The organism is Photorhabdus heterorhabditis, assembly GCF_018448905.1.
Classification (GTDB): domain Bacteria; phylum Pseudomonadota; class Gammaproteobacteria; order Enterobacterales; family Enterobacteriaceae; genus Photorhabdus; species Photorhabdus heterorhabditis.
In genome coordinates this window covers 93,617-113,797 of record NZ_RCWA01000006.1, presented here as the reverse complement: position 1 = coordinate 113,797, position 20,181 = coordinate 93,617, and the positions used below count along the sequence as shown (strand labels likewise).

Here is a 20,181-nt window from a genome sequence, read left to right as displayed (position 1 = left end):
ATCCTCCTAAAAACATTTCAGGGTCACTATGGTTTGCCTGTCTCACAAACCCATTTCAATAAAATCCATAGTGAACCCCTCAAAAACCCTTATCAAATCTCGATGCTATATTGACCTGTCCTCTCTGCTGATTAACATGCAGAGACGTTTGTTATAAATAGCCACAAAAAAATAATTTCATATCATTTTTGAGAGATTCTGGCTCACAAAACTTTAAGTACTGTAATCCAACCATGTAAGGGTTTCGAAACTAGATTAAAAATTCAGAGCAGCTCTTTGCCTGTTGGCGGACCAAAACCAGCTTTGTTGTGAAGGTTAACATCGGAAATTCCCCCAAGGAGAGTATCAAGAGAGTGCTTTTTGGTTTCCACAACTCCAATAATGATACAGCAATTTTTTTACTTAAATATCAATGACATCAACGATATCAACGATATTGAAGCCAACTTTTTCCATAACAGATTCCAGGATCCTGACCACCGGGCTGTTCCCCCATTTTTCAATAACTATCTAAACCATCATTGCTCCTCATAGGTATCAGCATACAGAGTTTCTATAATACTGTAGATATGGCAGTGTCCTGAATCGCAGGTCTTTAAAGTCATTTTGGGCTGTCCCTACCACAGAACATCCTCATAAATACTAGCTAAAAATAAACTAACTCTTTGTTCTGGGAGAATTATTAAAATATCCCACTACAGCACATCTGTACAAGGATGCTAGCATGTCATTGATTAAATGATATTTTAAATTGAAACTACATCCCAATTTTTGATGTGCTGTAGCGGGGAATCAAGTACCAACATTATACTAACCAATTGATATAAAAAGAACTTTATCCTTATCTGTATGCATTGTTACTCAGAACGTTCTCCATTCCTTTGTATCAACACTTCTTCAGATGTCACCACATCTCCTTTCTCAATATCCTTTTTAGATAATACTAGCAGCTTCAACATAGCATTGATCTGCTCATCCTCTTTCCAACGAGCTAGCTCAGACTCACGCTCTGCTGCGGTCTGGAGCTGACGCCATACATCTTCTCCATGCCTACCTCGCTTAAATTTTACACAACTTCAAGGTAAAACATATCCTCAAAACCATCCATTCATTTTTAACTTCTTTACATACCAATTAAAATAAAAAACCTCCGATAAATCGGAGGCTTATAGTGATATTTTTGGCAATTGTATCTAAGGTGAACTCTAAAAAGGGATCAAATCGTCAAAATCGATTGGGGGTTCACTTCCTCGGGACGGCACTGACGAAGAGGGTTGCGATTGTCCCCGGTCACTTGAACGAGAAGGTTCGCTTTGACCGCAGCCACCCAGCATCTGCATTGTACCTTGCTGACTAATCACCACCTCCGTGCTATACCGATCTTGCCCATTCGTCTTGTCAAACCATTTACGGGTACGCAGCTGACCTTCAAGATACACCTGGCTGCCTTTTCTCAGATATTCACCAGCAATTTCAGCCAGTTTGCCGAAAATGACCACCCGATGCCATTCGGTACGCTCTTTCTGCTCTCCGGTTTGTTTATCCCGCCAGGTTTCCGATGTTGCCAGTGACAATACCGCCACTGTATCACCCTCTGGCCGATAACGCACTTCTGGTTCTTGTCCCAATCGTCCAATAAGTATGTCGGGTAGCAGCGACACATTACTGCACCGCCGCCCCCTAAGAACGGTACGTGCGAGTTTCCCCGCATACCGCTCAAGCCTTTATAAGCTTCTTATTAAAGAAACCAGCCTCATTCGCATGTAATTGTCGATGGCAATTAGGGTGCAGCAATATAAGGTTGTCAATTTCGTCTCCTCCCCCCATTAACTTCCTGATTTTGTGGTGAACATGCCAACCTGTTTCATTGGAAAATCGTTGACCACACATGGGGCAGACTTGATTTTGTCTGTACCAGATTGCTGCTATCTTCCTTTTATTCCGTTGGGATTTAATCCATAATTCATCCTGTCTCTTCTCGAAATAGGATTCCCACCGAATTTCATAAGGGTTTGCCTCGGCCTTAACTTTGGTATGTCTTACTATTGGAATCGAGTCTGCTCTCAGTAACTCATATTCCTTACCCGTAGGATCAATACCGAAGAATATCCAGTTCCGCATTCCACTTGACCTGAAATACTTTCTGCGTATCCATCGTTTGTTCTTTTTCGGGTGTCGCCTGACACACCATCGCCAAAGTTTTCTCCAGATTTGGGCATCTACATAACTGTAAGTTTCCTTGGATACCACATGCTTATGATAGTTCGCCCATCCCCTGATAATTGGGTTCAGGAGGGCTATCAGTCGCCATGAAGTGGCCATTTTGTTACTGTCTATTATGTACCTAATCTTTTTCAGAACGTTTTTCAGGTTTCTTCTGGAAGGCTTGATTATCAGCTTACCATTGAATTTTCTGACATTCTGCCCCAGAAAATCAAAGCCATCATCAATGTTAGTTATTACCGTTTTTTCATTAGAGAGTTCCAGCCCCCTTTGTTGCATGAATGAAACAACAAGGGGTTTAACTTCGTTTACTAATATTTCTCTTGATATACCAGTAATAATAAAATCATCGGCATAACGAACATAATTCACTTTGTTTTTCTTGCTAAACTCAGACTTTTTCTTTCCGAACTTTTGCCTTAGTTCTTTTTCAAGACCGTCTAGAGTCATATTTGCCAGTACGGGAGAAATAATCCCGCCTTGTGGTGTACCGGCTGCTGTGGTGTGGAAAACGCCTTTGTCTAAGTATCCAGCTCTCAACCATTTATTGAGTACCTGTTTATCCATCGGGATGTTATTAAGTAACCATTCATGGTTGATATTGTCAAAGCAACCTTTAATGTCGCCTTCCAGTATCCATTTAGCAGAGTAGCTCATGGAGCAATTCCTGAATATTTGCTCAATTGCGTCCGCCGTACTTCTTACTGGTCGGAAGCCATAGCTGTTGTGGTCTGCATTTACTTCAGATATTGGTTCCAGAGCAAGCAGATAAAGCGCCTGCATTGCTCTGTCCTTCATCGTCGGAATACCCAGAGGGCGTTTATTCCCATTGGCTTTCGGTATATAAACCCTCCTTAGAGGAAGGGGTTTGTATCCCTTTCTTCCAAGTTGAGCAATAGCATTCCACTTTGCTTCTGACGTGCTCCATATTTGCTTATCGACTCCCGGTGTCCTTTTACCGGTATTTTCTGTTACTCGTTTAATCGCTACAGCTTTCCCTGCGAACGATCGGGTTAACATGCGTTGAAGGGACTTCGCTTTTCTCCATTGCCCTTCTTTTGAAGCCTTCGCGATACGTAATTGCAGTTTCTTCACCACACGATGACATTTGTACCAGTTGATACCGTGCCATGATTCGTGGTGGGAGACCGCAGATACTTGATTTACAGTATTCATCTTGCCTGCCTCCATCCCGTCGATTGAATGCGTCATTTGATAGCACTGCATTCCGGGATTAAATCCTTTGCAATTGTTCTCACGATTAAAGACCAGATGGAAGTCTGCACATTTTCATGTTGGGGCAAATTTTGAACCCCTGTCTCACCCATTACAGACGAGCGTTCGCTTTCTCCATCATCCTCTACCTGCATTCCCATCAGTTAATCTTACGATTAGCCTTGCCCGAGGGCGGAAATTCAGGCTTACCAAGTTCTGTGCAATACACAAATGACTGGTTTAGATTCTGCCTATCCACCGGAAGCTTAATGTCCATGCATCCTTAAAAGTAAGAAGGATGACCAGCTTTCGCACCATTTTGGTTCAGGCTTGTCAGCATCTTTAGCCTGTTCGTTATGACGATGTTTATCAGCAGTTCACATATGTTAATCATGCCAGTCAGCCTAGCGCCCCATCCGCATGATGCTTGCAGATAACAGTTGTTCCTCACGGATAACTGCCGAATTCTCCGGGGCTACATTGTCTCGAAAGCTTCTGACACAGCCGTTACCCGCGATGCCTGTTTCGATAGGCTACGACTAATGGAATAGTCGGATTCATACAGATTTACTGTTGAAACAATGCATTACACAACTTCTTGTCGCACCACTTTATTCACGCCGCGTGAAGCCATGTAACTTCCCTTTCAAAATGTAGATGAAAAAAATTCCCCGAAAAAATGCACTCCGGAGAGACTTCAGGGGCAGTCAAAATGAATTCTCTGCATAATGCTTTTGCGAAGACTGATTCTGTACAGGCGGCACGGATTCAGGTTTTTCAGCTTTATAAACCATCTCCTGCCCGATTTTGATCCAGTCAATTTTAATCAATCGCGCTCTTAAACTGACACGCTGTTCACCGGCATGCTCACCCTTGTTCAACGTAAAAATCCCGGTAGACGGCTGACTTAATGTGAAACCCAGTAAGACTTTTTTGTCCTCATCAACCGCTTTCTGACAGCGGCTGATTAAGTCACTGTTTTCCTTACCGGCAACAGTGACATCAAAGCGAACATAAGACGGATTCTCTGTTGGTCCACTCAATGCATTGATGACAGCGCTGAAAAAACTGCCATTCGGACCATTCACCTTGCGGACATTGCTGAGATACCCCAATCCATTGATATTCAGGTTGAAATATTTATTTTCAGTGGTAATTGCAGACATGATGTTCTCTCTATGAAGTGAAAAAAAGAAACGACGGAGAACACATCACCCAGGGCGGGAAGTGATGTTTCCCGCCGGGAAGCCCGTGTCAGACACCGGCTATCTGATAAGTTAAAAATACACCTTCATCACTGTTATCAGTGATACCCGTTTCCAAAGGATAAACGGGTTTACCGCCCGCAGGCACCATCTCTCAGGCTACAATGGCTTTATGACAGGTCACACGAAAGTGTCAGTCTCAGACCTTTCTGACATTGAGAGCAGTCACCCAAAGGCATTCCTCTCAGACTGCGGGAATATTGGCGATTGTCCGAAGACAACAAGTTATCCCACGCATTTTTGAATCAGGGGGCCAGACTGTCAACGAGGAAAATGATTTTTGGGAAGCGGTAAAAAATAGCGCCGCCCAAAGGACGGCGAGGAATCTGCACTGGCATATGGTACAAGGATGGAAGCTAAGTAGTCTCAACAAACTCCAGGGACATCGGCGCAGCTATTTACCAACCCTTCAAAAGAAGCCGTTTACCGGACTGACAACAGAGAAAATCCATGCACGACTTGCCTGTCAAACCGCAGTCGTGGGGTGCAATGTACCAAAGCCAGTTTACCTTCCCAGAGCTCCAGCTTAGGTACACAACAAAAAATCAGCTCACCCTGTCATTGCCGGTTTTTTCGGTACGTTCTTATGCCGGGCAGATCTGGTTTTTCTTTTTCCACCGACGGTGCTGACTACCCCACTGCATTCCGGGTATTTTATACACCCCCAGAAAACACCGTTTTTTCCCTGGCGTTGACGCGTCACGCCTCCACACACCGGACAAGGCAATGAAGGCGGCGGCGTGATCACGACTTTCTGCGCCTGAACCTGCTCCATTAAATATTGGGTCCATTGTATCTGACGAGCCATAAAATCCGGCAACTCCGCCTGTCTCTGAGCAATATCATCCAACGCCTGTTCCCACAATGCAGTCAATCCAGGGTTTGTCAACGCGGTAGGCAACGCGGCTATCAACTCGCTGGCAATCTGCGTAGCGTGGATATATTTGCCCTTTTTCGTCAGATAACCCCGTTTAAACAACGTATCCAGTACCCCTGCCCGGGTAGCCTCCGTTCCCAGCCCTGCATTGTCCTTCAATACCTTCTTAAGTTGCGGGTCACTGACAAAAGCAGCGGCATTTTTCATCGCCGCAATCAGTGTGCCCTCCGTGAAGTGAGCGGGTGGCTGAGTTTGCAACATTCGTAAAGTAGCCTCATTAACCTGACATTGGCTGCCTTTGACCATCGACGGCAAACTTTCTCCCAAAGAATCGTCTTTCCCGATGGATGTCGATTCATCTTTACCCGCTGAAAACAATACCTTCCAGCCAGGAACAATCACTACATTGCCCCGGGTACGAAACAATTGCCCACCGATATCAAAAGTCACTTCAGTTATATCCATTTCATGCAGAGGAAGGAACTGTACCAAATAATGCTGACGGATAAGCTGATACACTTTACGCTCATCATCCGTCATCTTATTCATATCACAGGGCTGTTTTGTCGGAATGATACCGTGGTGCGCCGTAATTTTTTTGTCATTCCAGATACGCGAAATCAACGTCCGGTCCAGACTATCTACCACAATCCGCATAGCCGGATCACTTTTAACCACAGCATCCAATACTTGAGGAATTTCCGCCTGCATAACCGTGGGCAAATAGCCACAATCTGTGCGGGGATAAGTGATAGCCTTATACGTCTCATACAAGTTTTGAGCAATGTTCAGTACTTGTTGAGCTCCCATATCCCATTTTTTTGAGCACGTCTGTTGCAAACTGCCAAGATCGAATGCCAGCGGAGCCGCATGCTTTTCCCGTTTAGTATTGATTTCCAGGACAGTAGCCGTACCAGTTTGTTGGCATAACTTAACCACTGTCTGTGCCACATTCTGATGAATACAGCGTTTTTCTTCATCGCAATAAGTCGCAGCGGGTACCCAATCCGCGCGGAAAATTCGTCCGTCAAACTGAAGGTCAGCCACCACCTGCCAATAAGGTTTAGCCGTAAAGGCGATAACCTCCTGATCTCGAAAGACAACCAGTGCCAAAGTGGGCGTCTGAACACGTCCAATAGACAAAATGTCACTATATCCGCATTCACGGGCTTTCACGGTATAGAGTCGGGTAAAATTCATGCCAATGAGCCAGTCAGCTCTGGCTCGTCCCAGCCCCGCCAAATACAACGATGCCGTTTGTTCACCGGGCAAAATATTAGCAAGCGCCGCCCGAATACTCACCTCATCCAGAGCAGACAACCACAAACGGGATATTTTTCCCTGAAACTGGCAATAATCCAGTAATTCCCGGGCAATAACCTCGCCTTCCCTGTCAGCATCAGTGGCAATCACCACTTCGTCTGCCTGTTTCAGCAGACGACAGATAACAGTAAACTGGTCAGCCGTCTCCTTTTTGACCACCATTTGCCAGGAGGCCGGCAATATCGGCAACACTGACGCCCGCCAGGGAGCGCCATATTGCTCCCCGTAAACTTCTGGGCTGGCAGTTTCCAGTAAATGCCCAATTGCCCAGGTTACTGTCACCCCCGGACCCGTTAAATACCCCTGCCCGCGCTTTGTTGCACCTAATACCGCCGCTATATCCCGCCCCTGAGACGGTTTTTCACACAGAAACAGTTTCATCGCTTATTTCTGCTTTACCGTACTTTTTAATGCAGGAGAAAAAACAGAACGTTTTTCGCCCCGCATAACAGCCTCATCCGGTAGCCCCAAACGGGTAATAGCTTCCCTGCCGGCAGGGGTTTGGGAAAGGATATCGTCACGAGTAACAGCAAAACTACGGTACGGCTGGACAGCACCGTAGATTTGGCGTACCCAGTGTCCCCCTTTTTTTAAAAACCCGTCACATTGTTGACGGGAAATCAGCGCATAATGGTGCGCCTGCAAGACTTTCATCACCAGTTGATCGTAACCCACTAATAGCCAAACACAGCGGTAACCCAAAGGAGTGCGACTGTAGACACCAATATTGAGCGGGGCAACAGAGGCAATCTCAGATAAATGGATCTGAGCAGGTACCCCCGAGAGTGTAGCCACCAGTTCCGCTAACGCCGCCTGCATCTGGTCATGAGCAGAAGCAAGCTTAGTTTCCAGTGCCAACATCGCCATATCGGCATACGGATTATCTATCAGGGAATCCTGACTGATCCGACCGGCTAGTGAGAAAAATCGTGGCATGCTAATAATCACCGGTTTATTCTTTTTGCTGCTTTCATCCCGGCGACCATTCCACAGGCTGATAGCGTAATGAGTATGCAACTCAATGGTAAGTGAGGAATGCAGTGCGCCTGAGCGAACAGCATGTGTCTCTTTAGTTTCAGTCATGGTACATTCTCTCTGTGACATAAGGATATCGCTGAGATAGTTGCGTTATCAGCCTGTGACCACAATTCAAAACTCTTTTTTGCTCACCCCAAAAACCTGATTAACATCCCATAACCATAATGATTAGACTCTAATCACTGTATGTCTTTTGGCCCATGATTAGACTCTAATCACGACCTGGATAAGTAGCCATTTTTGTGCCCGTCGTTCTGTCAGGCAATCCGATAATATGGGAAAGTCTGCCCAGCACAGTATTCAACAACACAAAAAAAGTATCCCATTGAAATTCATTCATATTTATTGACAGAATCATAATTTGAAAAATCGCTATTCCTTCACTGCATGACTGTCGCGACATATTCATAGTGATATGGTGGATATCGTATCCGCTTATTTATTCTTCATAAAATTCTGCCGGATTTCAGCAATCACTTTTTTCATTACGGCAGGATTGGCCTTTCTTTGCACCTCTGGCAAAACAGGTCTGTCTTTCTGACGGCTGGCAGGCACAGGCTTTTTCATGCCGGGGTTTTCCCCCTGATTTGCTGTACCGGGGCTTCTCAACTCCCCCTGCCTGGCACGTTTCATCAGTGTCAGGAGGTAACCCACCGGATTTTTTAACGAGCCATTTTCCAATGGAACTCGCAGGCTATCCAACACCAAATGCCTCTGAGCAGACGGAAGTGCCTGGAGCTGTTCAGTCAGCATACTGATATCGTCATCAGAGAGTTGCTTGCTTAACATCGTGGGCAACAGAGGCTTATCCATCGGGTCGTCCCCATCCGATGGGGCTACGTACGTATTTTTATTCACACTCTGTGTGAAATGACGTACGTAACCGTTCGATTGCCGAACTCTGTCATAACTCGTTGATTTTAGACTGAGTTCGGTTGCCGAACTCGGATTACTATCCCCTGTTTTTGTATTGAATTCGGTTACCGAACTTGGCTGACTTATTGCTTGCAACGCCGCCATTTGCTGCGGCGTTTGTACCTGACCTAACCGATTTTCCAGTAAAGCAATGCGGGAACGGCGATGCCGCATCATCGGATCATCTTTAACTTCCATCAATACTGACCAGGCAGTCTGACTAATCACCCGGTTTTTGTGGCGACACGCCTCCCCCACCGTGTCCAGCCAGTTGGGATCAAGCGCTTCAGCATCATGAAATGTCAGAGGCTCATCATGCTGGGCGTAGATGTTTCCTTTCACCCGCCCTTTTTCATCCCTGACGCGTTTGCACAAACTTAGCCAGCCGGTTATTCGCAACATCAACAATACCCGGCTGACGGTTTCCCGGGAGGCTTTACCGCTGTGTGGAGAGGCCAGTTGCAATTGCAGTTCATCATAGGTAGGGAAGACCGCTCCCGCATTTTGTTGTGCATACAGCCGTATCATTATCCAGGCCATCTTATCGAGCGGAGATAATCGGGTATCCAGAATTAACTGACGGGGAATAGCATCATGCACGTTCCCCAGATACAACAGCCCACTGCGCAACTGTTTTTTTTCATCACCCTCAGCTTGCGCTGCCAGTCGTGCATTCATCTGCTCCAACGTAAAAGCAATGAGGCTATCAGAGGACAAAGGAGCCTTCCGTGTGTTATTTCCAGATTTCATTGTTGTACCGCTCATGTGTCATCATTTCCCAATCTCGTCCTCCGTTACGACTTAACAACCGCCAAAACATGCCAATATCAATTTTTAGGCAACGATGAGAAACTTTACCTTTGCCTTTCGCTCTGATCCGAGTGTAATTTTTGCTACCCTGTCGATAACGTTTCAATTGTTCTACCGCTTTCTTTCTATAGACGAGTGGTACAGAACAGGGGGCCAGCAACCCCTGAGTGATCTCTGTCTTTTTCACCTGTCTTGCCGTCCCTGACCAACTTCAGGTTTTACTGTGTTCTTTTCGTCTTCAATCCAGCCACGTACAGCATTCCAGACTGCCGTCAGTGACACGACCAGCTGTTCAGCGGCCTGCATCATCACCTCCAGCCCATCCGCACTATCCAGATCAGTGACATGCGCTTTCCACAGTCGCCAGACCTCAGCACTGTCTTTATCTGTCAGCATCAGGCATCGACCCTGGCGAGCTTCAATCCCTAACATACGACGACGGGAACTCACCTCAACAGAAGTCAACCCAAAGTAGTGTTGCATCAATTCAATTGAGCCCCCTAACATCAATGCCCGATCAAGACGTTGCAGACGTTTTTGTTCACGTCGGGCTTGTTGCAGCATTAACGCAAAATTTTCATGATGGATACGCAGCGTAAGGACTGACACTGGGCTATTCATCAGATAATGCAAGTCTTCCACAGTCAAACTGTGTAACATCCGCATTTCTTCGTCCATCAAACCCAGTGCTTCACAGCGACGGAGATAACCCGATTTCAACTCCATGACCAGTTGAGTTAACAAGGCGTTGGTTACCTGGGATATCTGGCTCATAAGGCACCTCTCTCAATGCAATACGATACGTCTGAACAAAATTGGAACACATAAGATCTGAACTTACCCACCACGATGACCTCCGGTAATACGTCTGACCTGTTCCCAATGCTCAGCAATTTCCTGACATCCAACACACAACTGGACGCCCGGCAAAATCTGCCGACGTTGCTCATCAATCCGATCACCACATCCTTCACAATATTTCAGTGACACCCTACCGGTATGCATCTCACGCCGTACAACGGCGATCTGTTCTTCCAACCACATCGTAGTAACAGCCTGAGCCCTCGTGTCATCAATATCATCAGACATTGCCATTCCCCTCTGCTGAGACGACTGACAACTCACGTTGCAGTTCACGTAACCGGCGCAACACCCGAATAAGACGCATAAATTTCACTACCGCGACATCAGGCAATACTGGAGTGTCCTTGTCAGACCCGACAAACCAGGTTCCCAACATGCCTATACCTGTATCTGCCAATTCACCGTTATGGTCACTCTCCCCCGTCAACGACAACAGCACCTGTACAAAACGTGATGCCGTATGGGAATAAGCTAATCGATAACCCACTTCACAGGCCGTATCTTTAGCTTCCTCAAGCTCATCCGCTCCTCCCATCTCTTCGGCTAACTCGAATGCCAAACGAAACGCCATATCTTGTAAATGCTCAATATCATCTCGTACCGGTGAGATAGACCAGATATCACTAACTGGCTCCAGACCAGTTTGTGCAAAACTCAATCCATCAGATGGCGTAGGCTCTGTTAATAATGAAGTTTGTGGTGGTGTTGGAAGACAGTGATTAAATTCACTTAAAGTAGAGGGAACTATCTGCGATAAAGGTGCTGATACTAAAGGCGCAATATCTTCCTTATCCTGTATTGTCGATAACTCACTGGATAAAGTTGGCCGAGTTTCATACACATCAAGCTGAACTTCAACTTTGGGCGGTTTGGGCGGACAAGCTTCATATTCCTCAGTCTTTTTATCTTCCTGACATTCGATAACATCCCCATGCGACTCAGGTTCCACTGCCGAAACGCAGGCAGCGCTTTTAGTCACAAGAGGTACCGACTTTTCAGGCACTTCAGCGGCTTGTCTATCCGCATCGCGCAAATGTTCAGCAATAGGAGGGGGCTCACCAAATAACTGACGACGGTTTCGCTCTTTCGGATCGAGCTCCAATAACCAGCGATCATAATTAAGGGCAGGATGTGGCAAAGCTTTTATTAATTCCCCAATCAGTTCATCCCGTAGCATGTCAAAAGAATAGAGTTCAGGATTATCAAAGCGCTGACATACCTCACCAAAAACTGAATCGAAGTCCTTCCCACACGATGCCTCTGAAGAAAAACTATTCCAGTTTTTTTGAGCATCAACTCGTAAAGACAATATGTTTACTGCTTGCGGACGCCCCATACCCGATATCAACAAATTAGGCATATGAGGATATAAATATTGCACCGTGTTATGCATCTGACTGATGCTGGTTTGTGATATTGGAAACCCTTCTTGTTTTAATAAATCTGTCAATTCTCGTTGTGAGACCGGTCTTCCCAAACATTTCTCATGCATAGAACTTGCGTTAAAAACACCAAGCGCTTTCTCTATAAACGTTAAATCCCCCCGAACATCATTTTCTGCCAGATGCCCAATGACACACTGCAACCGACCAGGCCAGGGTTTAAACAAACAAGGGATTCGGAAAAAACGTTCCTCACCCGTTTCTTTCCATAATTCACATAGGATTTGGTAACGGGTATTGCCTCCATCACTGAAAATGTAAACATTTCCACTGTCTTCCGGATCTCGCGTCACTTTCGGTACAGAATCCAGTCCTCTGGCACGAACAGAAGCTTTAATATCGTCAAAACGGGGATTACGGCTGAGGCGAGGATTATCCGGGTTTGGCTGTAATTCATCCAACGTTAATACCATTGGCATTTCTGCCATAGGCAAAACAACAGTACTGGTTGGTGATTGTGGTGTTTTGCCACGTTGAAGTATTGCATCGCTTAGAGAGGTTTTATGCTTACTCATATATTTCCCCTTTCAGCACCAAGATCATAATACCTCTCTGTAAGATCACTAAACCGGGTACAGGTGCCATCAAACTGGATCTTGACTGTTCCAATCGATCCCTGGCGATGTTTACCAATAATGATTTCGGCCATCCCAATATCCGATGTATTGGCGTCATACACTTCATCCCGGTAAACAAACAAGATCAGATCAGCATCTTGCTCTAGCGCCCCCGATTCCCGTAAATCCCCGTTATTAGGACGTTTATCTGTACGCTGCTCTAGTTGACGATTAAGTTGTGAAAGCGCCAGTACTGGGCAACCCAATTCTTTACCCAGTGCTTTCAAGCTACGGGAAATTTCTGCAATTTCCTGGGTTCGGTTTTCCTGCTCCGGGCTTCGGATAAGTTGCAGATAATCCACCATAATCAATGAAGGTCGACCATACTTGCGCACATTTCTGCGGGCACGGGCGCGTAATAAAGCCGGGGTCTGATAACTACTGTCATCAATTATCAGCCGATTTTCCCATTGAATTAGCGTCTCCATTGCTCTGCTAACCCGTGCCCAATCTTCATCATCCATTAATCCACTACGCAGGCGTTCAAGCGGAACACGTTCTAACATGGACACCATACGCATCAATAATTGATCCATCGGCATTTCCAGACTAAAAATCTGAGCAACAGCATCAGGAGCACTCTCCAGTGCGCTCAGACAGAAAGCCAGTGCCAGTGCGGTTTTCCCCATAGAAGGCCGACCGGCCAGCAGGATAAGGTCGCCCGGCTGAAGACCACAGGTTTTTGTATCCAGTTCACTAAAGCCTGTCGGCGTACCCGTTATCCCATTACCGCCATTGGCCTGCTCTAATTTTTCAATCAGCAAACCCAGCCCTTCTTTCAAGCTAATATCTTGGCGCACAGCTTTCTGCTCAGACAGCGTATATAAACGCTGCTCCGCCATTTCGGTAATGTCAGTAAAATCAGCACGAGGATGACTAGCCTGATCGCTCATCTCATTTCCCAGCATTATCAACTGACGCAAGCGACTTTTCGCCTGAACAATTTCCGCATAAGCAACAATGTTTGCCGTACTCGGGGTGTTTTTGCCAAGTTCAGCTAAATAGGCAAATCCCCCAACCTGTTTTAGCTGCTCCTTTTGCTCTAAAATTTCAGACAACGTTAGTACATCAACAGGCAAATTGGCCGCAAACATGGTTGCAACAGCGCCATAAATCCGTCGATGAGCGGGCAGGAAAAAATCATCAGCATGTATCAGTGGTACGATTTCATCCCATCGATCATTATCCAACATCAGCCCACCAAGAACGGCTTGTTCAGCATCGCAAGAATACGGTTGTTCAATGCCATCCGGTAAAGAAAAAGGGTTACGCATTCTTCGCCCCCTTATTCGCCATCAGTGCATCAAACTGTTCATGCCATTCAGGGAACAACTCACAGGCCAGACAGTACATTGTTTGTGCGGCAGCGGGACTTTTACGGGAGGTTTTGTATTCAAGACGGTGAACGGGTTGGGCACGTACGTGACCCAGCTTATAAATATCCAGCAGATCGATGCGGGTTTTCAGCAGTTGGTATACTCTTCGCCCACCAAAAGAGGACGTATCGTAACGTTTATGCTCGATAATATGGGCCAGTTCATTCAACGTATCGCGGTCAAGATTAGTGCCTTCAATACCATTCGCCAATATCTGAATTAAAGGTAATCGAATACCATAATTTTCAAACGGTTGCAGTCGCGTCAACATACGCAACGATCCCCGCAGGAATTCACGTACATCCGGTAGAATGGGCTTAATCACCCCCAATACAAATTCAGTAGCCGTCAGCACAACCAGCTCGGCCATCACACCAGTAGCGCCCTTTGAATCAATGATGATAGCGTCATACTGACTGAACAGAGGGTGCTGCAATATATTCCTCAGACGCAAACGTCCGTCAGGCGCATGAAGCATGGCCGTAGGCAGGAGTTCATCAGGATCATTGGAAATGATGACATCCAGATTATTTATAACAGAACGGGAAATAATCTGGTCTTTCTGACCCAGGTCAGCAGTCTGCATAAGAAGTTCATACAAACCAGCTGGGGCTTCATACTCAAGTGCAAAAATACTGCTTGAAGTGGGTTGAGAATAATCAGCGTCAAGAAGGAGAGTTGTGAATCCGGCATCTGCAAGAAAACCGGCTACATTGGCGGCATGTGTGGATTTACCTTCGCCACCTTTAGGCGAAATTACGGGAAGTATCTTCATTTTGCACACTCGAATTTAAGTAATTCGAAATATGAAAAGTACTAACCCAGTATCTTAATTACAAAATTCTCGCATTGATTACAAAACATCAACATCTCAGCAAGAGGATTGAAAATCCTCGTGTCGGTGGTTCGATTCCGCCTCCGGGCACCAATTCAAAGTACGTTTGTTGGGAGATAAAAAACTCAATGAGCGTTCGATACCGGAACCTGAAAATGCATAACTGTAGATTGATCGGTTTTGCGCCGCTTAGATATAAGTATAAAGGTTATAGGGTTAGGATATCTGAGAAATCGGATGTCCTTTTTCGTTCGGGCGAAATACTTACAAGTTCTATTGCAACTGTCAAGCCATCCAAACTAAAATCAATGAATTAACTCAATGTTTTTTACCATATTTCCAATACCAGACAACGTTCACTGGGGATACCCAATAAATAACCCAATCTCAGCATCTTAACCAGTATAATGGGATCGATGGCGGGCCAGCCATTACTATGGCAATGCACGTGAAAAGAATGTTTGCTGAGATCGATACCGATAAGTAAAAGGCAGTTGCTCATTAAACGCCGGATAAAAACCCGAACTTTGTCAATAAGCTGTGGGCCATTTGATCTGCCCACAGGAAATATTAACTATTCAGTAGTTCAAGCTAACCGCCAATTTTGCGCGGATTGCTGTAATGTCCAAAGATCATGGTAAATCCCTCGATTTGCTAATAATTGCTGATGTTGTCCTTGCTCAGCAATTTCACCATTATTCATCACCACAATTTTGTCCGCATATTCAATAGATGACAATTTATGCGCAATAACCAGCACAGTTTTATTAGTTATCAATGACTGCATCGCTAATTGGATATCTCTTTCATTTTCTGGATCAAGCGAAGCCGTTGCTTCATCCAAAATAACCAGAGGCGCATTTTTTAGTAATGCCCTTGCGATAGAAAGCCGTTGCAATTCTCCGCCAGAAAGGTGTATCCCATCAGCACCAATTTTCGTATTCAATCCATCAGGCAATTTATTCAGTAAACTATCCAATCTTGCCAGACAGCAGACACGCAATAACTCTTCATCATTGGCATCAGGGCAGGCAATTCGCAGGTTATTACCAATCGTATCATTGAGCATATAATTACTCTGGAATACCACACTGATATATTGCTGCCAATATTCCACCTCCATAGAGGCAATATCGACTTTTTGGTTGCCACTACCTACCCAAATACTTCCTGCAGAAAGTTGCCAAAAACGAGCTATTAATGCAGCCAGCGTTGATTTTCCTGAACCAGATGCTCCAACCAAAGCGGTCACTTTATTCGCTTCAATAGTTAGATTTATTCCTCGAAAAATTTCTGGTTTATCGGGATACGCAAAATACACATTATCTAATTCAAGCGTCATATTATTGAGCTGCGGTCGAGTATTTCCCTGCGATAATTCAGGCAATTCAAATACTTTTTTAACCCGTTCTGTTGCCAGACTAAAATAATTCAACTCAGCCAGAAACATTGACATATTCAATAATGGCCGGAAAAAACGCACCGCTGCAATAAGAAATACCAGTACCTCCGCTAATGACAAGGTATGCCCCAACCACCCCCAAGTCAGTGCGATCAACAATACGATAAATCCGCATTCCACCAGCAAATTAAAACTGTATATCGGCCAGACGCCCGCTTTTTCAGCAGTCAGCGATTGCTGATAAGTCGTCGTAAGTACATTGTTCAAACGGCCAAAAGCCTGACCAAGCATCCGATAAGATTTCAGCACTTTCAGGCCATCAATATACTCCATCAAAGCATCATTAAGTTTGAACAGTAATTGCTGCATCCAACTTTGCCAGCGGCGCGCATATTGTCTCATCAGTAAATAAGCACACACCGCCAGAGGTAAAGTTGAAAGCATAGCCAACGCCATACGCCAATCTTTTAATAATAATCCGATAGAAAAGAAACAGAGTACAGAAGCCGTTGCAATTATTGGCGCATACAAATGCGTGAAGATATGTTCAATCATATCAATATCTTTCAGCAATGTATTATTTACACTATTCATATCCGTCCGTTGGAAAAACCCCATCGGCATACGGCGCAAATGTTCTCCCAGGTTTTTACGTAATGTACGCCCGGCATCGAAACCAATCAGTGCAATATTGAAATAAAGTGTACGAGCCAGTAATACCCGAACCAACATCAAAGCCGCACAACCACCTACCAGTTTAAACTGATACATCATATCGGGCATATCAGAGAGCATGTCGAGAACGATGTAGTAAAGAAATGCGTAAGGCGCTGATGCCAGAAAAGCATCTAGTATGGAGAGAGCCACCATACTGGAAAGCCCTTTCAGTGGTTTTCCAATCAGACGAGAAAGGTTAAACGCCTTAAACATGTGAAACCTCCTGGCTACGCATAGCCACATGCCAGCTTTTTGCCGCCTGATGAGCATCCCACATATTCTGATAAAGCTGGCAACCCTGCAAAAGTTGCTGATGCGTTCCTTCCGCCACTTTACCTCCATTATCCATCACAATGATTTTATTAACATTGACCAGTGTATTCAGCCGATGAGCAATCACCAGCACTGTGCGCCCTTTCATCAAATGGGACAGTGCCTGCTGGATTTTCACTTCATTTTTCGCATCCGCATAAGCGGTCGCTTCATCCAAAATTAAAACCGGAGAATCTTTTGCTATCGCTCTGGCAATAGAGAGCCGTTGAGCCTGCCCACCACTGAGCGAACCCTGCTGAACCACTGTTTGATATCCTTGCGGCAATTCACGAACAAATTCATCAACGCAAGCCGCTTTAGCCGCAGCAATAATCTGCGATTCGGTAATATCCTGGTTCCCCATCCTGATGTTATTCATAATGGTGTCTTCAAAGATAAATACATCCTGAAAAACAAAACTAACCAGCGACATTAATTGATCCAAAGGCATCGCGGTAATATCGCTTCCCCCAATCGAAATACAACCTTGTTGATACTCATATAACCGGGGAATAAGTTGAGCGGCGGTGGTTTTCCCTGCCCCAGAAGGGCCGACAATCGCAGTAATTTCCCCTTGCCGAGCGATAAAAGAGAGAGCATCTACCGTAGGAATAACCGCATTATTATGGCGGAATGTGACATGTTCAAAACAGATATCACTACCCTTAATTGGCTGTGGAACAGCCCCTTCACGCTGCCGGGGCTGCTCAGAAAAATCACGGATATTTTCCACACCTTTTAGCATTTCGCTGAACATACCCGCAAATTGCAGTAAGTTGTAGAGTGGTTCCATCAAGCCAATTCCCAACAGCATGAAGATAAATAATGTCGCCAGCGCCACATCCCCTTGGGCATACAGCCAGATACCAACGGGCATAATACATAACAATCCCAAATCCAACGCCAGCTTAAACAATGCCGCTGGCATTCGGGTATCGACAAGCCACCCTGTGACTAACCGATGATGTTGTTCCACGGCATTGGCATACCGCTGATGGGAATCTACGGTCATATTGAAAGCTTTGACCAGTGGCATACTTTTCACAAAATCCACTACGCTGGTATGCAAATCTGCGACAACCTGATGATAAGCTCTAATACGCGAATCAAACCCCTTGAAAATCCAGCACTGCATGGCAATGGCTAATGGCAAAGGGATCAACGCCAATAACGCCAACCTCCAGTCAAAGAAAAACAGCAATGTGGCCGCTGCCAGCGGTGAAACAATAGCGGCAGCGATATCCGGTAAATGGTGAGCAATGAATGTTTCAATTCTACCAATATCGTCTGAGATAATTTTCTTCATTGTTGCAGAGGTATGACGATTAGATGCTCCCAACGGCAAATCACCCACTCGAGCAATCACTTTGCGGCGTAATTCAAACAGAAGCTGGAAAGCCGCTTTATGCGATAGTAAACCGGAAAATAGTTGCAATATTATCTTGCCAGCCAACGCCATGACTGCCAAGCCAACCAGCCACCATACCTGTGATGCAGCCGCATCCGGCTGATGCAGAAAAGTATCTATCAGACGATAGATCAACACATAAGGCACCAACGCCAACAAAGAGTAGATAACGGCTAAGGTCATGGAAGCGATCACTCTTTTCTTCTGAGTCCCGATCAGTTTCATCAACCAAGAAAAAGCGCTGTCATCTGATTTCATTGTTGTACCTCAACTCGCTGAAGCTGAACAGACGGGCGGTTAATCATAGACGAAGACAGACGGAAGCAAATGGTCACAATAATAATTGTGGTAACACTTCCTGCAACCGCCGCATAGAACGCATTGGTAAATCCCCAATAGTGCGCCAGCGTTCCGGCAATGACCATTGCCGCACTACTACCAAGCACTTCACAACATTGCAGCAAGGTAAAATTGGTTCCTGGCTGAATAACATCCTGTTTGCTATCTCCTTCGCTCCAGCGCATGAAACAAGAGAAGAAAGAAACACAGCTCAGATTGAAAAAGAAACCTTCCAACATAAAGAAGATAAAGACCATTGTGGGATCTGTTGATGATACCGTGAGTGAAATCGCCAGTCCTAACCAACATAACGCACTGGCAATCAGTCCACTTAATGCCAAAGCCGGGCTGGAAAACCAGCGATGAAGAAAACCCGCAGCCAGCGCTCCGGTAATATAACTGATAATTAATACACTGCCGGAAATCAGAGCAATAAATTCCAGATTAACACCCATATCGACGAGCAGAGGCGATATCAATCCGGCACCAAGCGTACTGGCAAATTTAAACAACAATGCCATCAGAATAACCGGCAAACTTCCCTGACGACGGAATATTTTCCAGACGGAAGCACTGCCCGGTTTAACGGGAAGCTGCTGATCGATATTGAATTTATCCTTATTAAGCATAAATGGGATATGGCAAACTATCTGAACCAGTAAAAAGAACAGCACCATGTTGTGCCAACCCACAGAGCTGAAAACATAAAGGCTGAGAATACCACCAACCAGCATCCCCAAACTAAACCCAGCAACTTGACCGACATTCACTTTGACATGACGACTGCCTGCAAAAGTGCGCACTGCCAGAGCATCAACCGCAACATCTTGGCTGGCATAAAGAAGATTGATGAATGTGAGTATGATTAGCAAACCGATGACATCAGTTTGTGGGCTAAAAAACCACAGAGAAGCGATAGCAAGCAATGAAAGTATTTTAAATAGTTGAATCCAGGCTAATCCGGCAGAAAGTTTGCCAAATCCCCACGGTTTATGGTTTTCAATGAAAGAAGCCCAGATAAATTTGAATGCCCAGGGTAACATGCATAAACCAATAAGGCCGATAAACTGCATATCAGCCCCTTGTTGCCGTAAGATCCCCGGCAAAGCAAAAATTGCCAACCCCAAAGGAGCACCTTGCGCGCAATAAAGGCCAAATAAACCAACAAGGTTATGATTATATTTCATGATATTTCCTAAATTT

The 20,181-nt window shown here is 45.3% G+C and carries 16 protein-coding genes and 1 pseudogene; 1 reads left to right on the top strand and 16 read right to left on the bottom strand.

Features of this window, described 5'->3' with window-relative positions; all coding sequences use genetic code 11:
* Positions 1-1,205 precede the first annotated feature (1,205 nt).
* The 3 genes from ssb to EAE89_RS05745 form a co-directional block, all read right to left on the bottom strand.
* The gene (ssb, locus tag EAE89_RS05755; RefSeq protein ID WP_214085508.1) at positions 1,206-1,661 is read right to left on the bottom strand and encodes a single-stranded DNA-binding protein; all 456 of its coding nucleotides are present in this window, start codon (positions 1,659-1,661) and stop codon (positions 1,206-1,208) included.
* A gap of 55 nt (positions 1,662-1,716) precedes the next feature.
* On the bottom strand, positions 1,717-3,399 hold the full coding sequence (ltrA, locus tag EAE89_RS05750; protein ID WP_214085507.1) for a group II intron reverse transcriptase/maturase: 1,683 nt from the start codon (positions 3,397-3,399) through the stop codon (positions 1,717-1,719).
* Between the two features lie 746 nt (positions 3,400-4,145).
* On the bottom strand, positions 4,146-4,604 hold the full coding sequence (locus tag EAE89_RS05745; RefSeq protein ID WP_214085506.1) for an STY4534 family ICE replication protein: 459 nt from the start codon (positions 4,602-4,604) through the stop codon (positions 4,146-4,148).
* Between the two features lie 299 nt (positions 4,605-4,903).
* On the opposite strand from EAE89_RS05745, the gene EAE89_RS05740 reads away from it, so the two are divergent.
* Positions 4,904-5,233 carry a hypothetical protein gene (locus EAE89_RS05740; RefSeq protein ID WP_214085505.1) on the top strand — a complete coding sequence of 110 codons (330 nt, stop codon included), beginning with the start codon at positions 4,904-4,906 and terminating at the stop codon, positions 5,231-5,233.
* A gap of 20 nt (positions 5,234-5,253) precedes the next feature.
* Here EAE89_RS05740 and EAE89_RS05735 read toward each other — a convergent pair whose 3' ends face one another.
* The 13 genes and pseudogenes from EAE89_RS05735 to EAE89_RS05680 form a co-directional block, all read right to left on the bottom strand.
* Complete coding sequence (locus tag EAE89_RS05735) at positions 5,254-7,284, bottom strand: DNA topoisomerase III (protein ID WP_214085504.1); 2,031 nt, start codon at positions 7,282-7,284, stop codon at positions 5,254-5,256.
* 3 nt (positions 7,285-7,287) lie between these two features.
* On the bottom strand, positions 7,288-7,986 hold the full coding sequence (locus tag EAE89_RS05730) for a PFL_4669 family integrating conjugative element protein (RefSeq protein WP_214085503.1): 699 nt from the start codon (positions 7,984-7,986) through the stop codon (positions 7,288-7,290).
* Positions 7,987-8,376: 390 nt separating this feature from the next.
* Positions 8,377-9,621 (bottom strand): STY4528 family pathogenicity island replication protein, encoded by a 1,245-nt coding sequence (locus tag EAE89_RS05725; protein ID WP_214085502.1) that lies wholly within the window; start codon positions 9,619-9,621, stop codon positions 8,377-8,379.
* Positions 9,590-9,853: a ParE family toxin-like protein gene (locus EAE89_RS05720; RefSeq protein ID WP_041379952.1), complete on the bottom strand. Its 264-nt coding sequence runs from the start codon at positions 9,851-9,853 to the stop codon at positions 9,590-9,592. The genes EAE89_RS05725 and EAE89_RS05720 overlap by 32 nt, the downstream gene beginning before the upstream one ends.
* The gene (locus EAE89_RS05715; RefSeq protein ID WP_214085501.1) at positions 9,850-10,440 is read right to left on the bottom strand and encodes a DUF2857 domain-containing protein; all 591 of its coding nucleotides are present in this window, start codon (positions 10,438-10,440) and stop codon (positions 9,850-9,852) included. Before EAE89_RS05715 ends, EAE89_RS05720 begins: the two co-directional genes overlap by 4 nt.
* A gap of 63 nt (positions 10,441-10,503) precedes the next feature.
* Entirely contained in the window at positions 10,504-10,755 is a 252-nt protein-coding gene (locus tag EAE89_RS05710; RefSeq protein ID WP_110086124.1) for a TraR/DksA C4-type zinc finger protein, read from the bottom strand.
* The gene (locus EAE89_RS05705; protein ID WP_214085500.1) at positions 10,748-12,487 is read right to left on the bottom strand and encodes a ParB family protein; all 1,740 of its coding nucleotides are present in this window, start codon (positions 12,485-12,487) and stop codon (positions 10,748-10,750) included. Before EAE89_RS05705 ends, EAE89_RS05710 begins: the two co-directional genes overlap by 8 nt.
* Positions 12,484-13,863, bottom strand: a complete 1,380-nt coding sequence (gene dnaB-PI, locus EAE89_RS05700) for an SPI-7-type island replicative DNA helicase (RefSeq protein ID WP_214085499.1) — start codon at positions 13,861-13,863, stop codon at positions 12,484-12,486. The genes EAE89_RS05705 and dnaB-PI overlap by 4 nt, the downstream gene beginning before the upstream one ends.
* A complete protein-coding gene (locus EAE89_RS05695) occupies positions 13,856-14,740 on the bottom strand; it encodes a ParA family protein (protein WP_214085498.1) in 885 nt (294 codons plus the stop codon). Before EAE89_RS05695 ends, dnaB-PI begins: the two co-directional genes overlap by 8 nt.
* A 394-nt stretch (positions 14,741-15,134) precedes the next feature.
* Positions 15,135-15,251, bottom strand: a pseudogene (locus EAE89_RS24150) (transposase); the annotation flags it as partial.
* 135 nt (positions 15,252-15,386) lie between these two features.
* A complete protein-coding gene (locus EAE89_RS05690; protein WP_054477282.1) occupies positions 15,387-17,132 on the bottom strand; it encodes an ABC transporter ATP-binding protein in 1,746 nt (581 codons plus the stop codon).
* Positions 17,125-18,897, bottom strand: coding sequence for an ABC transporter ATP-binding protein (locus tag EAE89_RS05685; protein ID WP_054477281.1), 1,773 nt, complete (start codon positions 18,895-18,897; stop codon positions 17,125-17,127). The genes EAE89_RS05690 and EAE89_RS05685 overlap by 8 nt, the downstream gene beginning before the upstream one ends.
* Positions 18,894-20,165 (bottom strand): MFS transporter, encoded by a 1,272-nt coding sequence (locus tag EAE89_RS05680; protein WP_149615947.1) that lies wholly within the window; start codon positions 20,163-20,165, stop codon positions 18,894-18,896. Before EAE89_RS05680 ends, EAE89_RS05685 begins: the two co-directional genes overlap by 4 nt.
* Between the last annotated feature and the right edge of the window lie 16 nt (positions 20,166-20,181).

Bases quoted from the DNA above. Each gene is read 5' to 3' on its own strand.
- ltrA (WP_214085507.1), bottom strand. From the start codon at position 3,399: ATGAATACTGTAAATCAAGTATCTGCGGTCTCCCACCACGAATCATGG.
- EAE89_RS05745 (WP_214085506.1), bottom strand. From the start codon at position 4,604: ATGTCTGCAATTACCACTGAAAATAAATATTTCAACCTGAATATCAAT.
- EAE89_RS05735 (WP_214085504.1), bottom strand. From the start codon at position 7,284: ATGAAACTGTTTCTGTGTGAAAAACCGTCTCAGGGGCGGGATATAGCG.
- EAE89_RS05730 (WP_214085503.1), bottom strand. From the start codon at position 7,986: ATGACTGAAACTAAAGAGACACATGCTGTTCGCTCAGGCGCACTGCAT.
- EAE89_RS05725 (WP_214085502.1), bottom strand. From the start codon at position 9,621: ATGAGCGGTACAACAATGAAATCTGGAAATAACACACGGAAGGCTCCT.
- EAE89_RS05715 (WP_214085501.1), bottom strand. From the start codon at position 10,440: ATGAGCCAGATATCCCAGGTAACCAACGCCTTGTTAACTCAACTGGTC.
- EAE89_RS05710 (WP_110086124.1), bottom strand. From the start codon at position 10,755: ATGTCTGATGATATTGATGACACGAGGGCTCAGGCTGTTACTACGATG.
- EAE89_RS05705 (WP_214085500.1), bottom strand. From the start codon at position 12,487: ATGAGTAAGCATAAAACCTCTCTAAGCGATGCAATACTTCAACGTGGC.
- dnaB-PI (WP_214085499.1), bottom strand. From the start codon at position 13,863: ATGCGTAACCCTTTTTCTTTACCGGATGGCATTGAACAACCGTATTCT.
- EAE89_RS05695 (WP_214085498.1), bottom strand. From the start codon at position 14,740: ATGAAGATACTTCCCGTAATTTCGCCTAAAGGTGGCGAAGGTAAATCC.
- EAE89_RS05690 (WP_054477282.1), bottom strand. From the start codon at position 17,132: ATGTTTAAGGCGTTTAACCTTTCTCGTCTGATTGGAAAACCACTGAAA.
- EAE89_RS05685 (WP_054477281.1), bottom strand. From the start codon at position 18,897: ATGAAATCAGATGACAGCGCTTTTTCTTGGTTGATGAAACTGATCGGG.
- EAE89_RS05680 (WP_149615947.1), bottom strand. From the start codon at position 20,165: ATGAAATATAATCATAACCTTGTTGGTTTATTTGGCCTTTATTGCGCG.